This is a genomic window from Thalassovita mediterranea (assembly GCF_001458435.1).
GTDB lineage: Bacteria > Pseudomonadota > Alphaproteobacteria > Rhodobacterales > Rhodobacteraceae > Thalassobius > Thalassobius mediterraneus.
This window is the reverse complement of record NZ_CYSF01000017.1, coordinates 25,067-41,100: the sequence shown is the minus strand read 5'-3', so window position 1 is coordinate 41,100 and position 16,034 is coordinate 25,067. Positions and strand designations below refer to the sequence as shown.

At 61.7% G+C, this 16,034-nt stretch carries 14 protein-coding genes; 6 read left to right on the top strand and 8 right to left on the bottom strand.

Annotated elements, in window-relative coordinates; genetic code table 11:
- Positions 1–41 precede the first annotated feature (41 nt).
- From TM5383_RS13795 to TM5383_RS13775, 5 genes are all read left to right on the top strand, one after another.
- Entirely contained in the window at positions 42–1,025 is a 984-nt protein-coding gene (locus TM5383_RS13795; protein WP_058319637.1) for an XdhC family protein, read from the top strand.
- Positions 1,025–2,023 (top strand): molybdopterin-binding protein, encoded by a 999-nt coding sequence (locus TM5383_RS13790; RefSeq protein ID WP_058319636.1) that lies wholly within the window; start codon positions 1,025–1,027, stop codon positions 2,021–2,023. The genes TM5383_RS13795 and TM5383_RS13790 overlap by 1 nt, the downstream gene beginning before the upstream one ends.
- Positions 2,024–2,245: 222 nt before the next feature.
- A complete protein-coding gene (locus TM5383_RS13785) occupies positions 2,246–3,259 on the top strand; it encodes a C4-dicarboxylate TRAP transporter substrate-binding protein (protein ID WP_058319635.1) in 1,014 nt (337 codons plus the stop codon).
- Between the two features lie 83 nt (positions 3,260–3,342).
- Positions 3,343–3,990: a TRAP transporter small permease subunit gene (locus TM5383_RS13780; RefSeq protein WP_058319634.1), complete on the top strand. Its 648-nt coding sequence runs from the start codon at positions 3,343–3,345 to the stop codon at positions 3,988–3,990.
- The gene (locus TM5383_RS13775) at positions 3,990–5,390 is read left to right on the top strand and encodes a TRAP transporter large permease (RefSeq protein ID WP_058319633.1); all 1,401 of its coding nucleotides are present in this window, start codon (positions 3,990–3,992) and stop codon (positions 5,388–5,390) included. Before TM5383_RS13780 ends, TM5383_RS13775 begins: the two co-directional genes overlap by 1 nt.
- A 230-nt stretch (positions 5,391–5,620) precedes the next feature.
- On the opposite strand, the gene TM5383_RS13770 is transcribed toward TM5383_RS13775, so the two are convergent.
- The 6 genes from TM5383_RS13770 to TM5383_RS13750 form a co-directional block, all read right to left on the bottom strand.
- Entirely contained in the window at positions 5,621–6,694 is a 1,074-nt protein-coding gene (locus TM5383_RS13770; protein ID WP_058319632.1) for a DUF1513 domain-containing protein, read from the bottom strand.
- Between the two features lie 4 nt (positions 6,695–6,698).
- Positions 6,699–7,718, bottom strand: a complete 1,020-nt coding sequence (locus TM5383_RS13765; protein ID WP_058319631.1) for an imelysin family protein — start codon at positions 7,716–7,718, stop codon at positions 6,699–6,701.
- A gap of 1 nt (position 7,719) precedes the next feature.
- The gene (locus tag TM5383_RS13760) at positions 7,720–9,252 is read right to left on the bottom strand and encodes a di-heme oxidoreductase family protein (protein WP_058319630.1); all 1,533 of its coding nucleotides are present in this window, start codon (positions 9,250–9,252) and stop codon (positions 7,720–7,722) included.
- A 144-nt stretch (positions 9,253–9,396) separates the two neighbouring features.
- Complete coding sequence (locus TM5383_RS13755) at positions 9,397–10,662, bottom strand: imelysin family protein (RefSeq protein ID WP_058319629.1); 1,266 nt, start codon at positions 10,660–10,662, stop codon at positions 9,397–9,399.
- Between the two features lie 69 nt (positions 10,663–10,731).
- Entirely contained in the window at positions 10,732–10,890 is a 159-nt protein-coding gene (gene hemP / locus TM5383_RS16625) for a hemin uptake protein HemP (protein WP_076400068.1), read from the bottom strand.
- A gap of 14 nt (positions 10,891–10,904) precedes the next feature.
- Positions 10,905–11,084, bottom strand: coding sequence for a hypothetical protein (locus tag TM5383_RS13750; RefSeq protein WP_058319628.1), 180 nt, complete (start codon positions 11,082–11,084; stop codon positions 10,905–10,907).
- Between the two features lie 212 nt (positions 11,085–11,296).
- On the opposite strand from TM5383_RS13750, the gene mnmH reads away from it, so the two are divergent.
- Positions 11,297–12,364, top strand: a complete 1,068-nt coding sequence (gene mnmH, locus TM5383_RS13745; protein ID WP_058319627.1) for a tRNA 2-selenouridine(34) synthase MnmH — start codon at positions 11,297–11,299, stop codon at positions 12,362–12,364.
- Positions 12,365–12,370: 6 nt separating this feature from the next.
- Here mnmH and selD read toward each other — a convergent pair whose 3' ends face one another.
- Entirely contained in the window at positions 12,371–14,563 is a 2,193-nt protein-coding gene (selD, locus tag TM5383_RS13740) for a selenide, water dikinase SelD (RefSeq protein ID WP_058319626.1), read from the bottom strand.
- Between the two features lie 70 nt (positions 14,564–14,633).
- Positions 14,634–16,019 carry a siroheme synthase CysG gene (gene cysG / locus TM5383_RS13735; RefSeq protein ID WP_058319625.1) on the bottom strand — a complete coding sequence of 462 codons (1,386 nt, stop codon included), beginning with the start codon at positions 16,017–16,019 and terminating at the stop codon, positions 14,634–14,636.
- Positions 16,020–16,034: the final 15 nt, after the last annotated feature.

The window sequence follows — 16,034 nt, the reverse complement described above, 5'->3', positions numbered from 1 at the left end:
CAGCCGCCATGCTACAGTATCGAATAAACGGAGCCTTTGCTATGGACCGCTTTGACAACATTCCTGAAATCGCGCTGGACTGGCACCGCGCAGGCAAGGGCGCTGTGCTGGCCACGGTGGTGGAAACTTGGGGCAGCGCGCCGCGCCGGGTGGGCAGCCAGTTGGCGATTTCTTCTGAGGGAGAGATCGAGGGCTCCGTTTCCGGCGGCTGTGTCGAAGGCGCGGTGGTGGTTGAGGCGCTGGAGGCGTTGGAGGACGGCAAAGCGCGGATGCTGGAATATGGCATCAGCGATGGCGATGCCTTTGCGGTAGGCTTGGCCTGTGGCGGCACGATCCGTGTGTATGTGGAACCGATTGGCGCTGTGCTGCCAGAGGCAATGCTGGCCGATCTGGTCGCGGCGCGCGCTGCGCGGCGGGCGATGGCTTATGTCGTGGATGTTGACAAAAACACGCGCACTCTGACCGATCAGGGGCATTCCGAACGGTTCCGTATGGATCGCTCGGGGTTTGAGGCGGACGGTCAGACCTTTGTGGCCATTCACAACCCGCCTCTGCGTATGCTGATCGTGGGCGCGGTGCATATCGCGCAGGCGCTGGTGCCGATGGCGCGGCTGGCGGGCTATGATCCCACATTGATTGATCCGCGCGACAGTTTCGGGTCCGAAGCGCGCTTCCCCGGTGAAACCATTCTGAACGATTGGCCGGATGAGGGTGTCAGCGCCTATGGCCTTGATGCACGCACGGCGCTGGTACTGTTGACCCATGACCCAAAACTGGATGATCCGGCGCTGGAACAGGCGCTGCGGTCTGATGTGTTTTACATCGGCGCGCTGGGCTCTACCCGTACTCATGCGAAACGGGTGGAACGGTTTCAGGCCAAGGGATTTACTGAGGCAGAGATTGCGCAGATCCACGGCCCCGTCGGTCTGGACATCGGGGCGGCCAGCCCGGCAGAGATTGCGCTGTCGATCATGGCAGAATGCACGGCGGTGTTGCGGCAGGGCCGTATCCTAGGGGCGGTGTGATGCAGTTCGGCCCCGTTCCTATTCAACAGGCGCTTGGCACCATTCTGGCCCATTCCATGCAGGTCGGCGATCAACGTCTGCGCAAGGGATTGGTGCTGGACGCAGACCATATCGACGCGCTGGCCGCAGCAGGCGTGGCAGAGGTGACGGTGGTCCGATTGGGCGCTGATGATCTGGACGAAGACAGCGCCGCCAGCCGTATTGCCGCAGCCCTTGTTCCTGATCCTGATGCGGTGGGGCTTACCCTGACCACGGCCTTTACAGGACGGGTTAATGTACTGGCTGCAGGTCCAGGCGTGGTGGGAATGGATGCGGCTGCGTTGCGCCGTCTGAACGATATCGATCCAATGATCACCGTCGCCACAGTACCGCCTTTGCAGCAGATGGCCGCGGGGGGCATGGTCGCAACGATCAAGATCATCTCTTACGGGGTGGCCGCGGCTGATGTGGAACGTGCTTGCGCCGCTGCGGGTGGATCATTGCGCCTGCATGCGCCCGTCTATCGTACTGCCGCGCTGATTGTCACTGACATCGAAGGCGGCGCTGGGCTAAAGGGGCAAGAGGCGGTGGCCAACCGGGTGAGCGCCTTGGGAATGGAGCTGATCGACACCACAGTTGTGCCGCATCAAGAGGACGCATTAGCCGCGGCCTTGGGTGCCGTGACAGCGGATATGGTGCTGATCCTCACCGCCTCGGCCACATCGGATGCGCATGATGTAGCGCCGCAGGCGGTGCGACGTGCAGGCGGGCAGGTCACGCGCTTCGGCATGCCAGTGGATCCGGGCAACTTGCTGTTCCTTGGTCATCTCAATCATAGGCCGGTGATCGGCCTACCGGGCTGCGCGCGTTCGCCTGCCTTGAACGGCGCGGATTGGGTTTTGTCGCAGCTTGCCTGTGGGATCGAGGTCAGCGGCGCGGATATCGCCGCGATGGGGGTTGGCGGTCTGTTGAAAGAAATCCCAACCCGTCCGATGCCTCGCAGGTCCAGACGCGGATGAGCGGCACACAGTCACGCGCGTGCTGAAATAACGGGCAACTCTTGTTCTTCCACCGTGGGTTATTGCGGCATCCCTGAAAAAATCGCAGGCTGCAACACTATGTTACGTACCGTAGAGATACGATAGGTGGCATTCCTGCGCGACTGCCTCTTGGCTTGGGCGAATGTGTGCGCTAGCATTTTCAAGAGATGGGCCGGAAGCGCCCACATTGGGAGGAAAATCATGAAGAAATATCTGGCACAGGCAGCAGTTGCTGCGCTGGCAGTAGGCTTTGCAACCGAAACCATGGCCGAAGAGTGGAACGTGTCCCTTTGGGGTAAACGTCGTGCATTCACGGAACACGTTGAAAAGCTGGCTGAGCTGGTTTCGGAGAAAACCGGTGGTGAGTTCACACTGAACATTTCTTACGGTGGTCTGTCGAAGAACCGTGAAAACCTCGATGGTATTTCCATTGGCGCGTTTGAAATGGCGCAGTTCTGCGCGGGTTATCACCGTGACAAGAACCCCTCGATCACCGTGCTGGAACTGCCCTTCCTGGGTGTGAACACGCTGGAAGAAGAGGTGGCCGTCAGCCACGCCGTTTATGATCACCCTGCAGTGCAGGCGGATCTGGCGCGCTGGAATGCGAAACTGCTGATGACCTCGCCCATGCCGCAGTACAACATCGTCGGCACCGGCGAAGCGCGCGATGAACTGGCCGAGTTTGAAGGCATGCGCGTACGCGCCACCGGCGGCATTGGTCAGGCGTTTTCCGCTGTGGGCGCCGTGCCCACCTCTGTGACCGCGACCGAGGCGTATAATGCAATGGAAAGCGGCGTTGTTGACACCGTTGCCTTTGCCCAGCACGCGCACTTTGCCTTCCGCACCATTGATCAGGCCACTTGGTGGACTGCAAACCTGAACCCCGGCACTGTGAACTGCCCCATCGTTGTGAACACCGACGCCTATGAGGGCCTGTCGGACGCCCACCGCGAGGCGCTGGACAGCTCGGTTGATGAGGCGATCGCGCATTATCTGGCCAACTACGGCGAACTGCTGAACAAGTGGGACAGCGTTCTGGCAGAAAAAGGCGTGCAGAAGGTTGAGCTGGCCGAAAGTGAGATCAACAAGTTCCGCGACGTGGCCGCTGGCCCGATCCGTGACAAGTGGATCGCTGACATGACCGCACAGGGCCTGCCCGCGCAGGAACTGTATGATCTGGTCGTTTCGACACTGGAAGCCAAACGCGCAGAGTGATCTGCCGCACCGCGAAAAAGGGCCGCGCCGGATCCGTTCTGGCGCGGCTTTTTCATAATAAAAACAAACATTAGGGGGAAGATATGGCTGGATCTGCTTCGGTGCTGGAGGATGGGTCGCGCCTCAGCCAGCTTGATCGGGGGCTGTTGCGGCTGGAACGGCTGATGGCGCTCTTGTGCGGGCTGGCGGTGTTTTCACTGATGTTTTTGGCGGTGATCTCGGTCTCTGGGCGCAACCTGTTTAACGCGCCTTTGCCGGGTTATGTGGATTGGATCGAACAGGCGATGGCGCTGATTGCCTTTCTGGCGATCTCCTACACCCAACGCGATGGCGGCCATATCCGCATGGACATACTGGTGGGGCGCCTCAGCGGCCGTGCCCTTTGGGCGGCGGAGTTTTTGACCACTTTGGCGGCTTTTGCGCTGATGGTTCTGCTGGTCTGGGGGACCTGGTCGCATTTTGACCGCAGCTTTGATTTCAACGCGCCTTTGTGGTCGCGTGACAGCTCTATCGACATTGGTATTCCGATCTGGCCCGCGAAATTGCTGGCGCCGATTGCCTTTGCCGTGCTGAGCGCGCGTATGGCGTTGCAACTGTGGGGCTATGGCCGGGCCTTCGTGTTGGGGCTGGTCGAACCTGTGGCGGTGCCTTTGGTGCAATCGGCGGCGGCGCAGGCCGCAGAAGAGGCCGCACATGTGGGTGATTTGGGCGATAACGGGGGGCAGCGCTGATGGAACCGATTGAAATTGGCCTGTGGGTTTCGGGCTTTATGCTGTTGATGGTTGTCTTGGGTATGCGTGTGGCCTTTGCCGCCGGTATCGCGGGCATGGTCGGCCTCATCTGGATTTTCTGGGCCAAGAAGGGCTATGACCCCGAAGATTTCGGCTGGGCGTTGACCGTGGCGGTCAAAACCGCAGGGCAGGTGCCTCATTCCAAAGTATCCAGTCAGGCGCTGTCCCTGATCCCGACCTTTATCCTGATCGGCTACCTGGCCTATTACGCGGGCCTGACCAAGGCGTTGTTTGAGGCCGCCAAACGCTGGGTCGGCTGGTTGCCGGGCGGTCTGGCGGTGTCTACCGTGTTCGCCACCGCTGGCTTTGCCGCCGTGTCCGGCGCATCGGTTGCGACCTCTGCCGTGTTTGCCCGTATCGCCATCCCCGAGATGCTGAAAGTGGGCTATGATAAACGCTTCGCCGCGGGCGTTGTGGCGGCTGGCGGCACGCTGGCGTCACTGATCCCGCCCTCAGCCATTTTGGTGATTTACGCGATCATCGTCGAACAGGATGTGGGCAAGCTGCTGCTGGCAGGTTTCATTCCCGGTGCGTTTTCCGCGCTGATCTATGGCGGACTGATTGTCACGCTGGCGCTGGTTTTGCCCAAGTTCGGCCCGCCGGTGCGCGGCTATACGTGGAAACAGCGCTTTGCGTCGATCCCGCCAGCGTTCCCGATCTTCTTCGTGGTCTTCATCATCATCTTCTTCATCTACAACCCCTTTGGCGGTGACGCATGGGGCACACCGACCGAGGGTGGGGCGCTTGGCGCCTTTGTGGTCTTTGTCATGGCGGTGCTGCGCGGCATGGGCTGGGCGCAGCTGAAGGATGCGCTGTTGGAAACGGCCAAACTGTCGGCGATGATCTTCACCATCATTTGGGGCGTGCTGATTTATGTTCGCTTCCTTGGCTTTGCCGATCTGCCGGGCGCGTTTTCCGATTGGATCACGGGGTTGGAGCAGAGCCCGATGCTGACGCTGATCCTGATCCTGCTGGCCTATGCGGTTTTGGGGATGTTCATGGACGCAATCGGGATGCTTTTGCTGACGTTGCCGGTGGTTTATCCGGCTGTGATGGCGCTCAACGGGGGCGAGTTCGTGTCGGCGGCAGACAGTGCCTTTGGCATGTCGGGGCCGATGTGCGCGATCTGGTTCGGCATTCTGGTGGTCAAAATGGCCGAGTTCTGTTTGATCACCCCGCCCATCGGCCTCAACTGTTTTGTGGTCGCGGGGGTACGTGACGACATTTCAGTTCAGGATGTGTTCAAAGGCGTGACGCCGTTCTTCATCGCCGATGCGCTGACCATCGCGCTACTGGTGGCGTTCCCTGCGATTGTGCTGTGGTTGCCGAGTTTGGCGTAACCCGAAAATTGGCTCGGGCGATAGCCCGGGCCGCGCCCGCGCCAAGGTTTCTTGTTGCTAATCAATGATTTCCTTCCGGATCACGAAGTGAGCCGGTTCGTGCCCGACCCGCCCCCAGGGCGGGCGCGAATTTCCAACAATTGCCAAATGTACAGCGCATAGAGTGATTGAGAGGTCGGCGCATTTGGCGGCCCCGCCCTCGGGTCGGGCACGAACCTCTGTTTCGGCCTTCAAACCGCGATCAGGTGGTTATCAAACGCCAGTTCATGCTGCACCGGCGCCGTCTCGTCCCCGATAGTGCGGATCACACCCGTGCCAGATGTGGCGATAAAACCGTCACCAGAGGCTGATAGACCGCACACATCCACCTCATCCACCTGCCGCACAAACGCGCCTGTCGCCGCATCAAACAATTGCACCGCATTGCCGCGTGGTGAGGTGATAGCGACCAGCCGTCCGTTGCCGCTGAACGCGATGGAGCCTGCGTAGTTCTGCATCCCTTGATGCAGCGCCTTAGGTGCGCTGAGCAGACGTGGCGCTTCGCCCGCGCGCATCAGACCCAAGAGCGGCGGATGCTGTCCATCCTTGCCCTGCCATTGCATCGCAAAACCGATCAGCCCGTCAGCGCGCACCGCCAGATGACGGATGGAGTTGAGGCGCAGGTCAATTTCCAGCTCTGTCACCTCTAACCCGCCCTTCAGATCCATCAGCGCCAGATTAGAACGCATGGTGGGCAGGTTCAGCGGGCTGCGGCCGCTTTCGGGGTGGGTGTCGATGCCGCCATTGGCAATGACGAAACGATCCTGACCGGGCAGGCGTTGCATATCATGCGGCCCAACCCCGCCAGAGGGCAGATCGCCCACGCGGCGATAGCCCTGACGGCGATCCCAGATGGCGATGCGACCCTCCCCAGCCTCATAATCGTTCTCAGGCGTCAGCAACAGATCACCGCCCAGATCAAAGACGCCGTGGCCCATGAAATGGCGACCCTCGGGGCTGTGCAGTTCCGCCAGAACTTCGCCATCCTGACAGTTGATCACATGGGCAAAGGTGCCGGGGCGACGGGCAAAGGCCACGGCCTCGGCCCGTGTGGGATGGGCGCAGGCGGCGTGGCCGCGACCGGGCAGGGGGTGGTCAAAGAGGATTTGCCCCGTCCCATTCAGGCCATAGATGCGAAAGGTACCATCAGGCGTCTTCGCTGCCGACAGATACTGCGGGGCGCCGACGCTGGCCCAGCTGATCGCCGGTGTCATGCTGCTGGCCAAGAGGCCCGCCAGAAATCCCCGCCGCGATCCTGCCAGCATGGGATCAATCCCCGTCCAGTGCGTTGAACCCGGCGGGCACGCCCAACTCTTCGCCCAAGGGGGGCATCAGTTCTTCGGTAATGCGGCTATGCAGGTTCAGGCGCACGATGTCGGCCTGCAACCAGCCAAAGGGTGTGGCGACCGAGGACAGATCAGGGCTGTCGATGGCATCGATCGCCTGATGCGTATCCTCAAACGCCACCGCCAGTTCCGCCTGCAGGCCCGACCCTTCGCGGGCCAGCATCAGCGCCAGCTCTTCCAACTCATCCACCGCCAGCGCGATATGGCGTGTGCTGCGCTGCGACCGGCGCGCCTCGGCCCTTTTGGGGCGGGGACGATCAAATGTGCCCAGCGGACGGCCAAGGCGCATGTCGGTGGTGAACTGCAGGCCTGTCAGCAGCGCTTTGAACAGTTCTTGCGTGGCCTCGGCATTGGTTTTGTAGGGGCCATCTGCATGGGGCGCGCGCATCAGGTCGGCATAATCTGCCCAATCCGCATTGATCGCCGCCGACAGTCGCGCGATATCGGCGCTGCCCGCCTGCACCAGCGCACAGGCGTAGGCGGCAGGTTGTTGCAGCTGCGGTTCATACAGAAGGTATTCCAGCGCGTAGAACCCGCGCGCGGCGATGCTTAATTCGGTGTATTCCTCAGGCGCCAGTAGGGCGACATCCTGATCGGCCAGCAGGCGTGCCAGTGCCTTGGGGGTTTTGTTGCGCGGATCGGGCCAGAAGGCCAGCGCAAACGCGCGGTTCTGCACCTCGCTCGGGCCAAACCGCAGGTGGCTGACGCGCACCCATGCATCAAAGGCACGGCCGTAGGCTTCGCGCAGATCCTCATTGTCGGGGCTGCAGTTTTGTGCCGCAACCATCGCCAATTGGCTGGTTGCTTTGGCCAGATCGTCAAAACCCGGCAGGATGTGTTGATCCAGAACCCGATCCACCAATCCCACCCGTTCCGGCGCAGGCTGGGCTGTCAGCGTTGCTGGCAGCAGCAGGGCAAGAGCGGTGGCAAAGGGTTTCAACATTTCAAAGGCTTTCCAAAAAGGCGATCAAAGCCGCCCGGTCGGTTTCATTCAATTGGCGCACATGGGCCTGCGATGCCGCTGCTTCGCCGCCATGCCAAAGCACAGCTTCCATCAGGGTGCGGGCACGGCCGTCATGCAGGAACCCAGCCTCGGCCGAGGCGGTCTGCGCCAGACCAATACCCCAAAGCGGCGGGGTGCGCCATTCCCGTTCTGTTGCCAGACCCTCAGGGCGGCTGTCCCTAAGGCCATCGCCCATGTCATGCAACAGGAAATCGGAATAGGGCCAGATCAGTTGGAAAGAGCGTTCTGGCTGATCGGGCAAGCGGTGGGTGACAAAACTGGGCGTATGGCAGTCAGCGCAGCCTGCGGTATGGAAGATCTCTTTGCCACGCAGCACGGGGGGCGCGGCGGCATTGCGCCGTTCCGGCACGCCAAGGTTCGCGGTGTAAAGCGTCATCAGATCCAGCCCGATATCGTCCACCTCGTGCACGCGCACGTCCTGATCGCCATGCGGTGCCGTACGGCAATCGGTTTGCGCCTCTGTGCAATCGCCCCACGGTGCGGGGAACAGCGGGGTGGATAGGCCCAGATCGGTGCTCAGCGCGCCAGCCACCTGTTGGCGCACGGTGGGTTGCGTGGCCTTGTGGCCAAACCGGCCCAGCATCCATGTGTCATGTTCGACCGACCATGCCACAGCTGCGCGGCCCGAAATGCCGTTGCCATCTGCATCCTCAGGGTCCGCTAGCGCCAGAATATCGGCGGCAGGGATCGCCTCAATCAGGCCCAGACCGGCAAGGGGCGGTGCGATGCGCGGGCTGAGCATCACGTCATCATGCAGCGCCCCGTGCGTCATTTGGGTCAGCGACACATCAGGACGGCGCAAGGTGACCACGGTGCCATCGCCCAGCGTCACCGGATGTGGGTTGTAGGTGACAATGATCTGCGCCTCGGCGCCTACGGTGGCGGTGGCGAAATCCTGTATCTGGCTGCCATAATTCGGTTCCGGCTGGGTGGCGATCCAGCCCTCAATCTCGCTCATCCGATCGTCCAAAGGCGCGGGAATGGACAGCTTCAGCGCAAAACTCTTCGCATCATCTTGCGGCGACGATGGCGCGTGGCCGCGACCATCGTTGATGTGGCACCCCGAACAGGCGCGCGCGTTATAGATCGGCCCCAACCCGTCAGAGGCACGGGTGGAGGACGGCGCCGCCACCCACAGTTTTTCAAACAGCGACCGGCCCAGTTCGAAATCCAGCGTTTCGTCTAGGCTTGCTGCTGGGTGAGACAAGACCTTTTCATCCGGTGCGATGGCCACTGTGGCGCGCCCTGCGCTTAAGGTCTCAAACGGCTGAGGGGTGGTGAAATCTGTTGGGGCCTGACGCACAGCGTCGATGCGCGCGGCCTCTGCCGTGGTGCGCGGCTGCAGCGACAGGTGCAGATCCTGCGACAGGTCCACGGCCATTGCGGGCAGGGCAATCGTTGTTGTCAGGAAAAGAGCGGCAAGCGGGGCATGCGGCGTGGGGCGCAAGAACATGTTTTGTAACCGTAGCGGGGCGCGTGATCGGAAAGGATATGCGCAGGTGGCTGGGCAGGGGCGTGCCGCAATTGACAAAGCGAGGGATGCCAACGCGGCACAAGGTCGGCCACGGAGATCCGCAGCCGACCTGTTTCTATGTGTTTATTCAAACACAGCCTTGGGGTTGTCGAGGCTGTCGGAACCTTCAAATTCCAGCTGGTTCAGGCCCAGCACAGCAACAACGCGCTCGATCGATTTGGTTTGATCAACCAGACCGTTTACGCCACCCATGATCAGTGCTTCGCCTTCGGCGTTGCCGCGTTCCAGCATCTGGTCATAGGCGAAACCGTTGTCGGCTGCGTCCTTCATTTTGCCCAGAGCGGCCATGGTCACGTCCAGCTTGCCAGTCATTTCCGCATCCAGCGCTGCGTCTTTGGCTTTCACCAGATCGGACAGCGAGGCGCCGGAAACAACGGTGCCGTCAACGCGGGTGTAGCTGCCCAGATAGACGTTCTGGATGCCTTTGCCGTCGTAGTAGTGGCTGTTGTGGGTGTTGTCGGAGAAGCAATCATGCTCTTCCTCGGGATCGTTCAGCATCAGGCCAAGGCGCATACGCTCACCGGCCTGTTCACCGTAGGACAGCGAACCCATGCCGGTCAGCATGGCAACCAGACCGTCGTTTTCATTGGCCATGACAGTTGCGCGGCCTTCGCCGCCTTCTGCCCATGCACCCGCCATGAATTCCAGATCGGAAACCAGCAGATCGGTCGCTGCCTTCAGGTAGGCGGCACGACGATCACAGTTGCCACCGGTGCAGGCGTCACCTTTGGCGAAATCGGTTGCCGGACGGTTGCCCGCGCCAGCGCCGTGGCCGTTCAGGTCCTGACCCCACAGCAGAAATTCGATGGCGTGGTAGCCGGTGGCCACGTTTGCCTCAACACCGTCTGCTTCGTGCAGGGTTGCTTCCAGCAGTTCAGGGGTGATGTTGGTTGCGTCGACTTCGGTGCCCGACAGGGTGAAAACGGGGGTCGCAACAACGTTCAGCGCGGCGTAGTCGTTTTCTTCCGACAGGCCGTAGGAGGCGTCAACATAGTCGATCAGACCTTCGTCCAGCGGCCATGCGTTAACCTTGCCTTCCCAGTCATCAACGATGGCGTTACCGAAGCGGTAAACTTCGGTCTGCTGGTACGGGTTGCGCGATGCCAGCCAGGCGTCTTTCGCTGCTTTCAGGGTCTCGTCCGAAGGCGAAGCGATCAGCGCGTCAACTGCGGCCTGCAGCGCTTTGGCGGTGATCAGGCTGTCCTGATATTTTGCCTCGGCGATGTTGGCGTAGTTTTCCAGAACCGCTTTGGCACTCGGGGCCTCTGCAAGGGCGGAGGTGCCCAGCGTCAGTGCCAGCACAGAGGTGCTCAGGTAGGTGGTTTTCATATCGGACTGTCCTTAGTTGGTATGTCGGTTTGTTAAATGATGGGCGCGGCCACGTTGGGCTGCGATGGTTTATTTGGTCAGGATCAGCTTGCCAGCGCGGGTGATGCGCAGGCTGTAGACTTGATCGTTCAGCACGATCAGCGCCTGATTGCCGCCTTGGGTCAGGTCTTCGGCACGGTGCGTTGGCAGGGTGGGCAGCTCAATCGAAGTGGAGCCGGTTTGGTTCATTTGCATGGTGGTCATCACAGGGTCTCCCGTTGGTCGAGCCGGTCAATCATCCGTTCCAGCGAATAGCTGTCGGACAGGCCAGTGTCGAAAATGCCGGTTTCGGAAAGGATCGACAGCAAGAGCGGGCGGTCAGCGCTGCGGTTCGCGCGGTGATGAGCGGGGCGGCCAGCCAGAGAGGAAGCGATTTGTCGCATGTCAATCAATCCCAAGGTTTCAATGGATTCGGGCTACCGCGGTGCGGATGGCTAGACTGCGGCTTTTCTGACTAAATCACTTGGGATAGTCAAGTTGACTTTTTCAATCAGGTTTAAAGTTTTTGCGCAAGTGTCCTTCAAGATGCTGGAGAATTGAAGCGCAAGCCATTAGAAATAGGGTGAATTCACACATCTCTGCGAAAGGACGTCGCATGGTTGATCGGGTCACCTTCTCTTGTCTTGCGGATATCAAGGCGGCGGGTTTTGACGATATTATCGACGTCCGTGCCCCGGCAGAGTTTGCCGATGACCACCTTCCGGGGGCCATGTCCTTGCCGGTGTTTAGTGATGCAGAACGGGCTGAGGTGGGCACGATCTACGTGCAAGAGGATCCGTTTAAGGCGCGCAAAGTGGGTGCTGCCTTGGTCGCGAAAAACGCGGCGCGGCATTTGGAAACCGCGCTGGCAGATCGCCCCGGTGGCTGGCGACCGTTGGTTTATTGCTGGCGCGGTGGGCAGCGTTCGGGGTCGTTCGCGTCGATCCTGCATCAAATCGGCTGGCGGGTTAGCTTGATTGAGGGCGGTTATAAATCCTATCGTCGTTTGGTGGTGCAGATGCTTTACGACGCGCCCTTGCCGGATCAGCTGGTGTTGATTGATGGCGGCACGGGTACGGGCAAAACTGCGCTCTTGGCAGAACTGGCGGCGCAGGGCGCGCAGGTTCTGGATCTGGAGGCGCTGGCGCAGCATCGCGGATCGCTGCTTGGTGGACAGGCGGGCGGGCAACCCAGTCAGAAGACGTTTGAAAGCCGTCTGGCCATGGCGTTGGTCGGCATGGATCTGGCCCGTCCGGTGTTTGTCGAGGCAGAAAGCGCCAAGATTGGCCGTCTGCGTCTGCCGCCCAGTCTGTGGCAGGCGATGCTGCGCGCGGATCATATCCGGCTAGAGGCCCCGCTGGCGGCACGCGCGCAGTATCTGGCGGGTAGCTACGGGGATGTGGTTGCCGACATGGCCGAATTGCAGGCGCGGTTGTCCCATCTGGTGCCGTTTCACGGACATGAACTGGTAGAGCGATGGCAGGCAATGGCCCTAGGCGGTGATCATCAGGCCTTGGCGGCAGAACTGGTCGCGCAGCACTATGACCCGAGTTATGCGCGCGCCACGCGGCGGGCGCGTGATCCGCTGGCAGTGATTGAGCTGGCAGGGATGGGCCGAGCGGAGCTGTTTGCGGTGGCACAGCAAGTGTTGGCGATGGAGTTCAATGCGTCGGCGGAGGGGTGAAGCCCTTCACCGACAGCTGATCTGATCCCCCGGCACGATGGTGCCGATCTGGCGGGCGGGCACGCCTGCCTCTGCCATACGGTGCAGTATGTCGTCGGCCTGTTCCGCCGCCACCGCTGCCAGCATCCCGCCTGCGGTCTGCGGATCATGCAGCAACATGCCGCGCGGGCCGGTGGCGTTCTGTACGGGGGCGTATGTTAGGTTCGCCTCAAACAGCGTAGATGTGACGCCAGAGGCCGCCAGTTCTTCTGCCCCCTCATAAAGCGGCAGCGCTTTCACCCACAGTTCTGCACCTGTGCCCGACGCCTCACATATCTCTTTCAAATGGCCCGCCAGACCAAAGCCTGTCACATCGGTCATGGCGTGCGCCTCTGCCAACAGCGGCGCGGCGACCATTTGCGGCTCTGCCATCTGGCGGAGCATCGCGGCCACATGACGGCCATTGGCGCGCCCCTGCATTTCTGCGGCCAGCAGCGTGCCGCTGCCAATCGGGCGGGTCAGGATCAGCGCGTCCCCTGCGCGGGCACCGGATAGGGCGATCGGCTGCCGCCCCTTGGCCAAGGTGCCGGTGACGGTAAACCCGATAGTCATTTCCGCGCCTTGCGTTGTGTGGCCGCCGACCACTTCGGCGCCTGCATCGGCAAAGATGGCTCCGGCATGTGCCATCACCTCTTTCAGCGTGCGTTCCTGCAGGGTGGGGGACATCCGCGGCAGGATGATTTGCGCCAGTGCAGATTGGGGGCGTGCGCCCATCGACCAGATATCGCCAAGCGCATGCACCGCCGCGATCCGGGCCATCAGCGCCGGATCATGGCTGAAGGCGCGCAGATGATCGGTAGAAATGACCTGCGTCACTTCCCCCATCTGCAACACCGCCGCATCATCGCCCGCGCCCTGCACCACATCCTTGTGCGCCTGACGGGGTAGCGATTGCAGCGCCGCGCTGAGCGTTCCGGGCCCAACCTTGGATCCGCAGCCCGCACAGACAGGGCGGCCACCGGACAGTTCGTCTGCCACACCAAGCGCTGCGGTTTTGGGGGCGGGGGGCGCCTCCATAACAGGCAGATCCTTGAACTGCGCCATAAAGGTCCGGTCGATCCGATCCTTCCATCGCCACAACAGCGGGCCGCTGATGGGGCGTCCCCAACGTTCTGCGAGGGCTGATTTTCCACCCAATGCGATCAGCTTCAGATAGTTCTTCTGCGGCTCAAACCGGCGCAGCGCGGTGCCGATCAAACGGGCCTCAAGGTTGTCGCGTAGCACAGGCGCGGCGCGGACGGCAAAAACACCTGCCTTGGGGCGCGGGGCGTGCATCAGGTGGGCACAGTCACCACTGGCAAAGAGGTCTTCGTGCCCCTCAACCTGCAGGGTTGCGCCGACCTTGATGAAGCCGTCTTGCAGCGGCAGCGCGGTCTTTGTCAGCCACGGATGCGGGGTGGCACCTGCGGCGCCGATGGTTAGTTTGGCTGGGACGATCGCGCCATTCGTCAAGCGCGGGCCTTCGGGTGTCATCTCGGCGATTTCTGCGCCGCTCCAGACCTTGACGCCTGCCTGATCCAGTTTCGCGCTCAGCGCTTTGCGGGTCGCTTCGCTGGTGCCGGTCAGATGATCCTGCGCCTCCAGCACGGTGACATCCGCCTGACCGGTGGCTTGGCGCAAACCATGCGCCATGGTCAGCGCCAGTTCCACGCCCGCAACACCGCCGCCAATCACCGCGACGGGGCCAGCGTGGCCCGCGTCCTGCGCTGCGGCCAGATAGTCGCGCCATACGGCGGCGTATCGTGCCAGCGGTTTGGCGGGCACGGCATGGTCGGTAAAGCCCGGCAGTTTAGGCAGATCAGAAGTGATGCCGATATCGACCGAGGCCACATCATAAGCGATCACCCCATGCCCTGTGACGTGTACGGTTTTGGCAACAGGATCAATGTGATCCGCTGCGCCAAGGATCACACGCGCACCGGCGAAACGGGCCAGTTGGATCAGGTCAATCTCCAACTCGTCCTGCGTATAGTCGCCAGCGATATGGCCAGGCAGCATACCCGTGTAAGGCGCGGTCGGGCCGGGGTTGATTACCGTGATGCGCAGGCCGGGCAGGGGGCGCATGCCCATCATCCGCAAGACCAGCGCATGGGTGTGGCCGCCGCCGATCAGCACCAGATCACGGGTCAGGGGAATATCGCTGGACGTGGAGTTTTGCATGGCGCGGCCTCAGGTTACTTGCCCACGTAGCTACCTCAGCTGTGCGGGCAAATCTAGGCGACAGCCTGTCTCAGCCATTCAAACTTTGGCGATAGCTTGCGGCGTCTTTGGGGCAGCGGATCATCAGAACGGCGGGGTTTGCAATGCCCTTGGCCGTGATAGCTTCGGCCATTTCGTCCAGGCTGCATTCAAGGATCTGTTCATCCGCATGACTGGCAGAGGCGACAACAGACACCTCCGTATGGGGCGGCAGGCCACCGGCCAGCAGGTTTTTCTGTACTTCATCCGCCTTATGCACCGCCATGTAGAGGACCAAGAGCGATCCGGGTAGCGCCATTTGTGCCCAGTCGGGTACGCCGTCGCCGTCCCGCAGGGTGCCGGTGGTCAGGGTCACGCGGTCGGTTTCACCGCGTTCGGTCAGTGGGCGTGCGAGGGCGGCTGCAGCGGCGGAGGCAGCGGTCACCCCCGGCACAATTTCCACCGGCACACCGGCAAGACGGGCGGTTTCCAATTCCTCTACCGCGCGGCCAAAGATTGACGGATCACCGGATTTCAACCGCACCACGCGTTGGCCCTGTTGGGCGGCGCGCATCACAACCTCGTTGATGCGGTCCTGCGGCCATTGGGTGGTGCCCAGCACCTTGCCCACATAGACCCGTTCAGCGTCACGCCGCGCCAGTTCCAGCACGTCGGGGTCGACCAAACGGTCGTAGAAAATGATGTCTGCCTCTTGCAGGCGTTCCACCGCACGCAGGGTCAGCAGATCGCGCGCACCGGGGCCCGCGCCAACCAGAGAGATTTGGCCAAGGTCAGAGGAGGTAGGCGCGCCGCCATTGGCAATCGCCTGTTTCAACAGATCCGCCGCCTGACGTTCGGACCCACGCTTGTGTGCTTCCCACGGGGCATCCTTGAAGGTCCAGCGCCAGAAATCGCGGCGTTTGTTCTGGGGCACCCGACGGGCCACCGCATCGCGCAATCGGCCTGCCAGCGCGGCAAAACTGCCAAGGCGCGGGTCCAGCATGGTTTCCAGATCGGTTTTCAAACGGCGCGCCAGAACCGGCGCGGTGCCTTCGGTGCCGATGGCCACCACCACCGGATCGCGATCCACGATTGAGGGCGTGGTGGCGTCGCACAGATCGGGTTGGTCGACGACGTTCACAACCGCGCCCGCATCTTTGGCAATCGCGTGCAGCGATGCGTCAAGGCCGGGGCAGCCGGTGGCGATGAACACCAATGCGGTGTCGGCAAATTCTGTGGCGGTGATGGGACCGGGGTGATGGTGCGCGCGGCCCTCATCGACCAGCGCCTGCAACTCATCCTCCAGTTCGGGCGCCAGAAGGGTCAGCGCGGCCTCTGTCTTTAGAACCAGACGGGCCTTTTGCGCGGCCTGTTCGCCGCCGCCTGCGATGACTACGCGGCGACCTGCCATTTTCAGAAACATCGGAAAGAATTTCATCGGGGTCGCCTTTGA

What these genes read in the sequence shown, in the direction of transcription:
- TM5383_RS13795 (WP_058319637.1), top strand. Translation starts at nt 42, where the DNA reads ATGGACCGCTTTGACAACATTCCTGAAATCGCGCTGGACTGGCACCGC.
- TM5383_RS13790 (WP_058319636.1), top strand. Translation starts at nt 1,025, where the DNA reads ATGCAGTTCGGCCCCGTTCCTATTCAACAGGCGCTTGGCACCATTCTG.
- TM5383_RS13785 (WP_058319635.1), top strand. Translation starts at nt 2,246, where the DNA reads ATGAAGAAATATCTGGCACAGGCAGCAGTTGCTGCGCTGGCAGTAGGC.
- TM5383_RS13780 (WP_058319634.1), top strand. Translation starts at nt 3,343, where the DNA reads ATGGCTGGATCTGCTTCGGTGCTGGAGGATGGGTCGCGCCTCAGCCAG.
- TM5383_RS13775 (WP_058319633.1), top strand. Translation starts at nt 3,990, where the DNA reads ATGGAACCGATTGAAATTGGCCTGTGGGTTTCGGGCTTTATGCTGTTG.
- TM5383_RS13770 (WP_058319632.1), bottom strand. Translation starts at nt 6,694, where the DNA reads ATGCTGGCAGGATCGCGGCGGGGATTTCTGGCGGGCCTCTTGGCCAGC.
- TM5383_RS13765 (WP_058319631.1), bottom strand. Translation starts at nt 7,718, where the DNA reads ATGTTGAAACCCTTTGCCACCGCTCTTGCCCTGCTGCTGCCAGCAACG.
- TM5383_RS13760 (WP_058319630.1), bottom strand. Translation starts at nt 9,252, where the DNA reads ATGTTCTTGCGCCCCACGCCGCATGCCCCGCTTGCCGCTCTTTTCCTG.
- TM5383_RS13755 (WP_058319629.1), bottom strand. Translation starts at nt 10,662, where the DNA reads ATGAAAACCACCTACCTGAGCACCTCTGTGCTGGCACTGACGCTGGGC.
- hemP (WP_076400068.1), bottom strand. Translation starts at nt 10,890, where the DNA reads ATGAACCAAACCGGCTCCACTTCGATTGAGCTGCCCACCCTGCCAACG.
- TM5383_RS13750 (WP_058319628.1), bottom strand. Translation starts at nt 11,084, where the DNA reads ATGCGACAAATCGCTTCCTCTCTGGCTGGCCGCCCCGCTCATCACCGC.
- mnmH (WP_058319627.1), top strand. Translation starts at nt 11,297, where the DNA reads ATGGTTGATCGGGTCACCTTCTCTTGTCTTGCGGATATCAAGGCGGCG.
- selD (WP_058319626.1), bottom strand. Translation starts at nt 14,563, where the DNA reads ATGCAAAACTCCACGTCCAGCGATATTCCCCTGACCCGTGATCTGGTG.
- cysG (WP_058319625.1), bottom strand. Translation starts at nt 16,019, where the DNA reads ATGAAATTCTTTCCGATGTTTCTGAAAATGGCAGGTCGCCGCGTAGTC.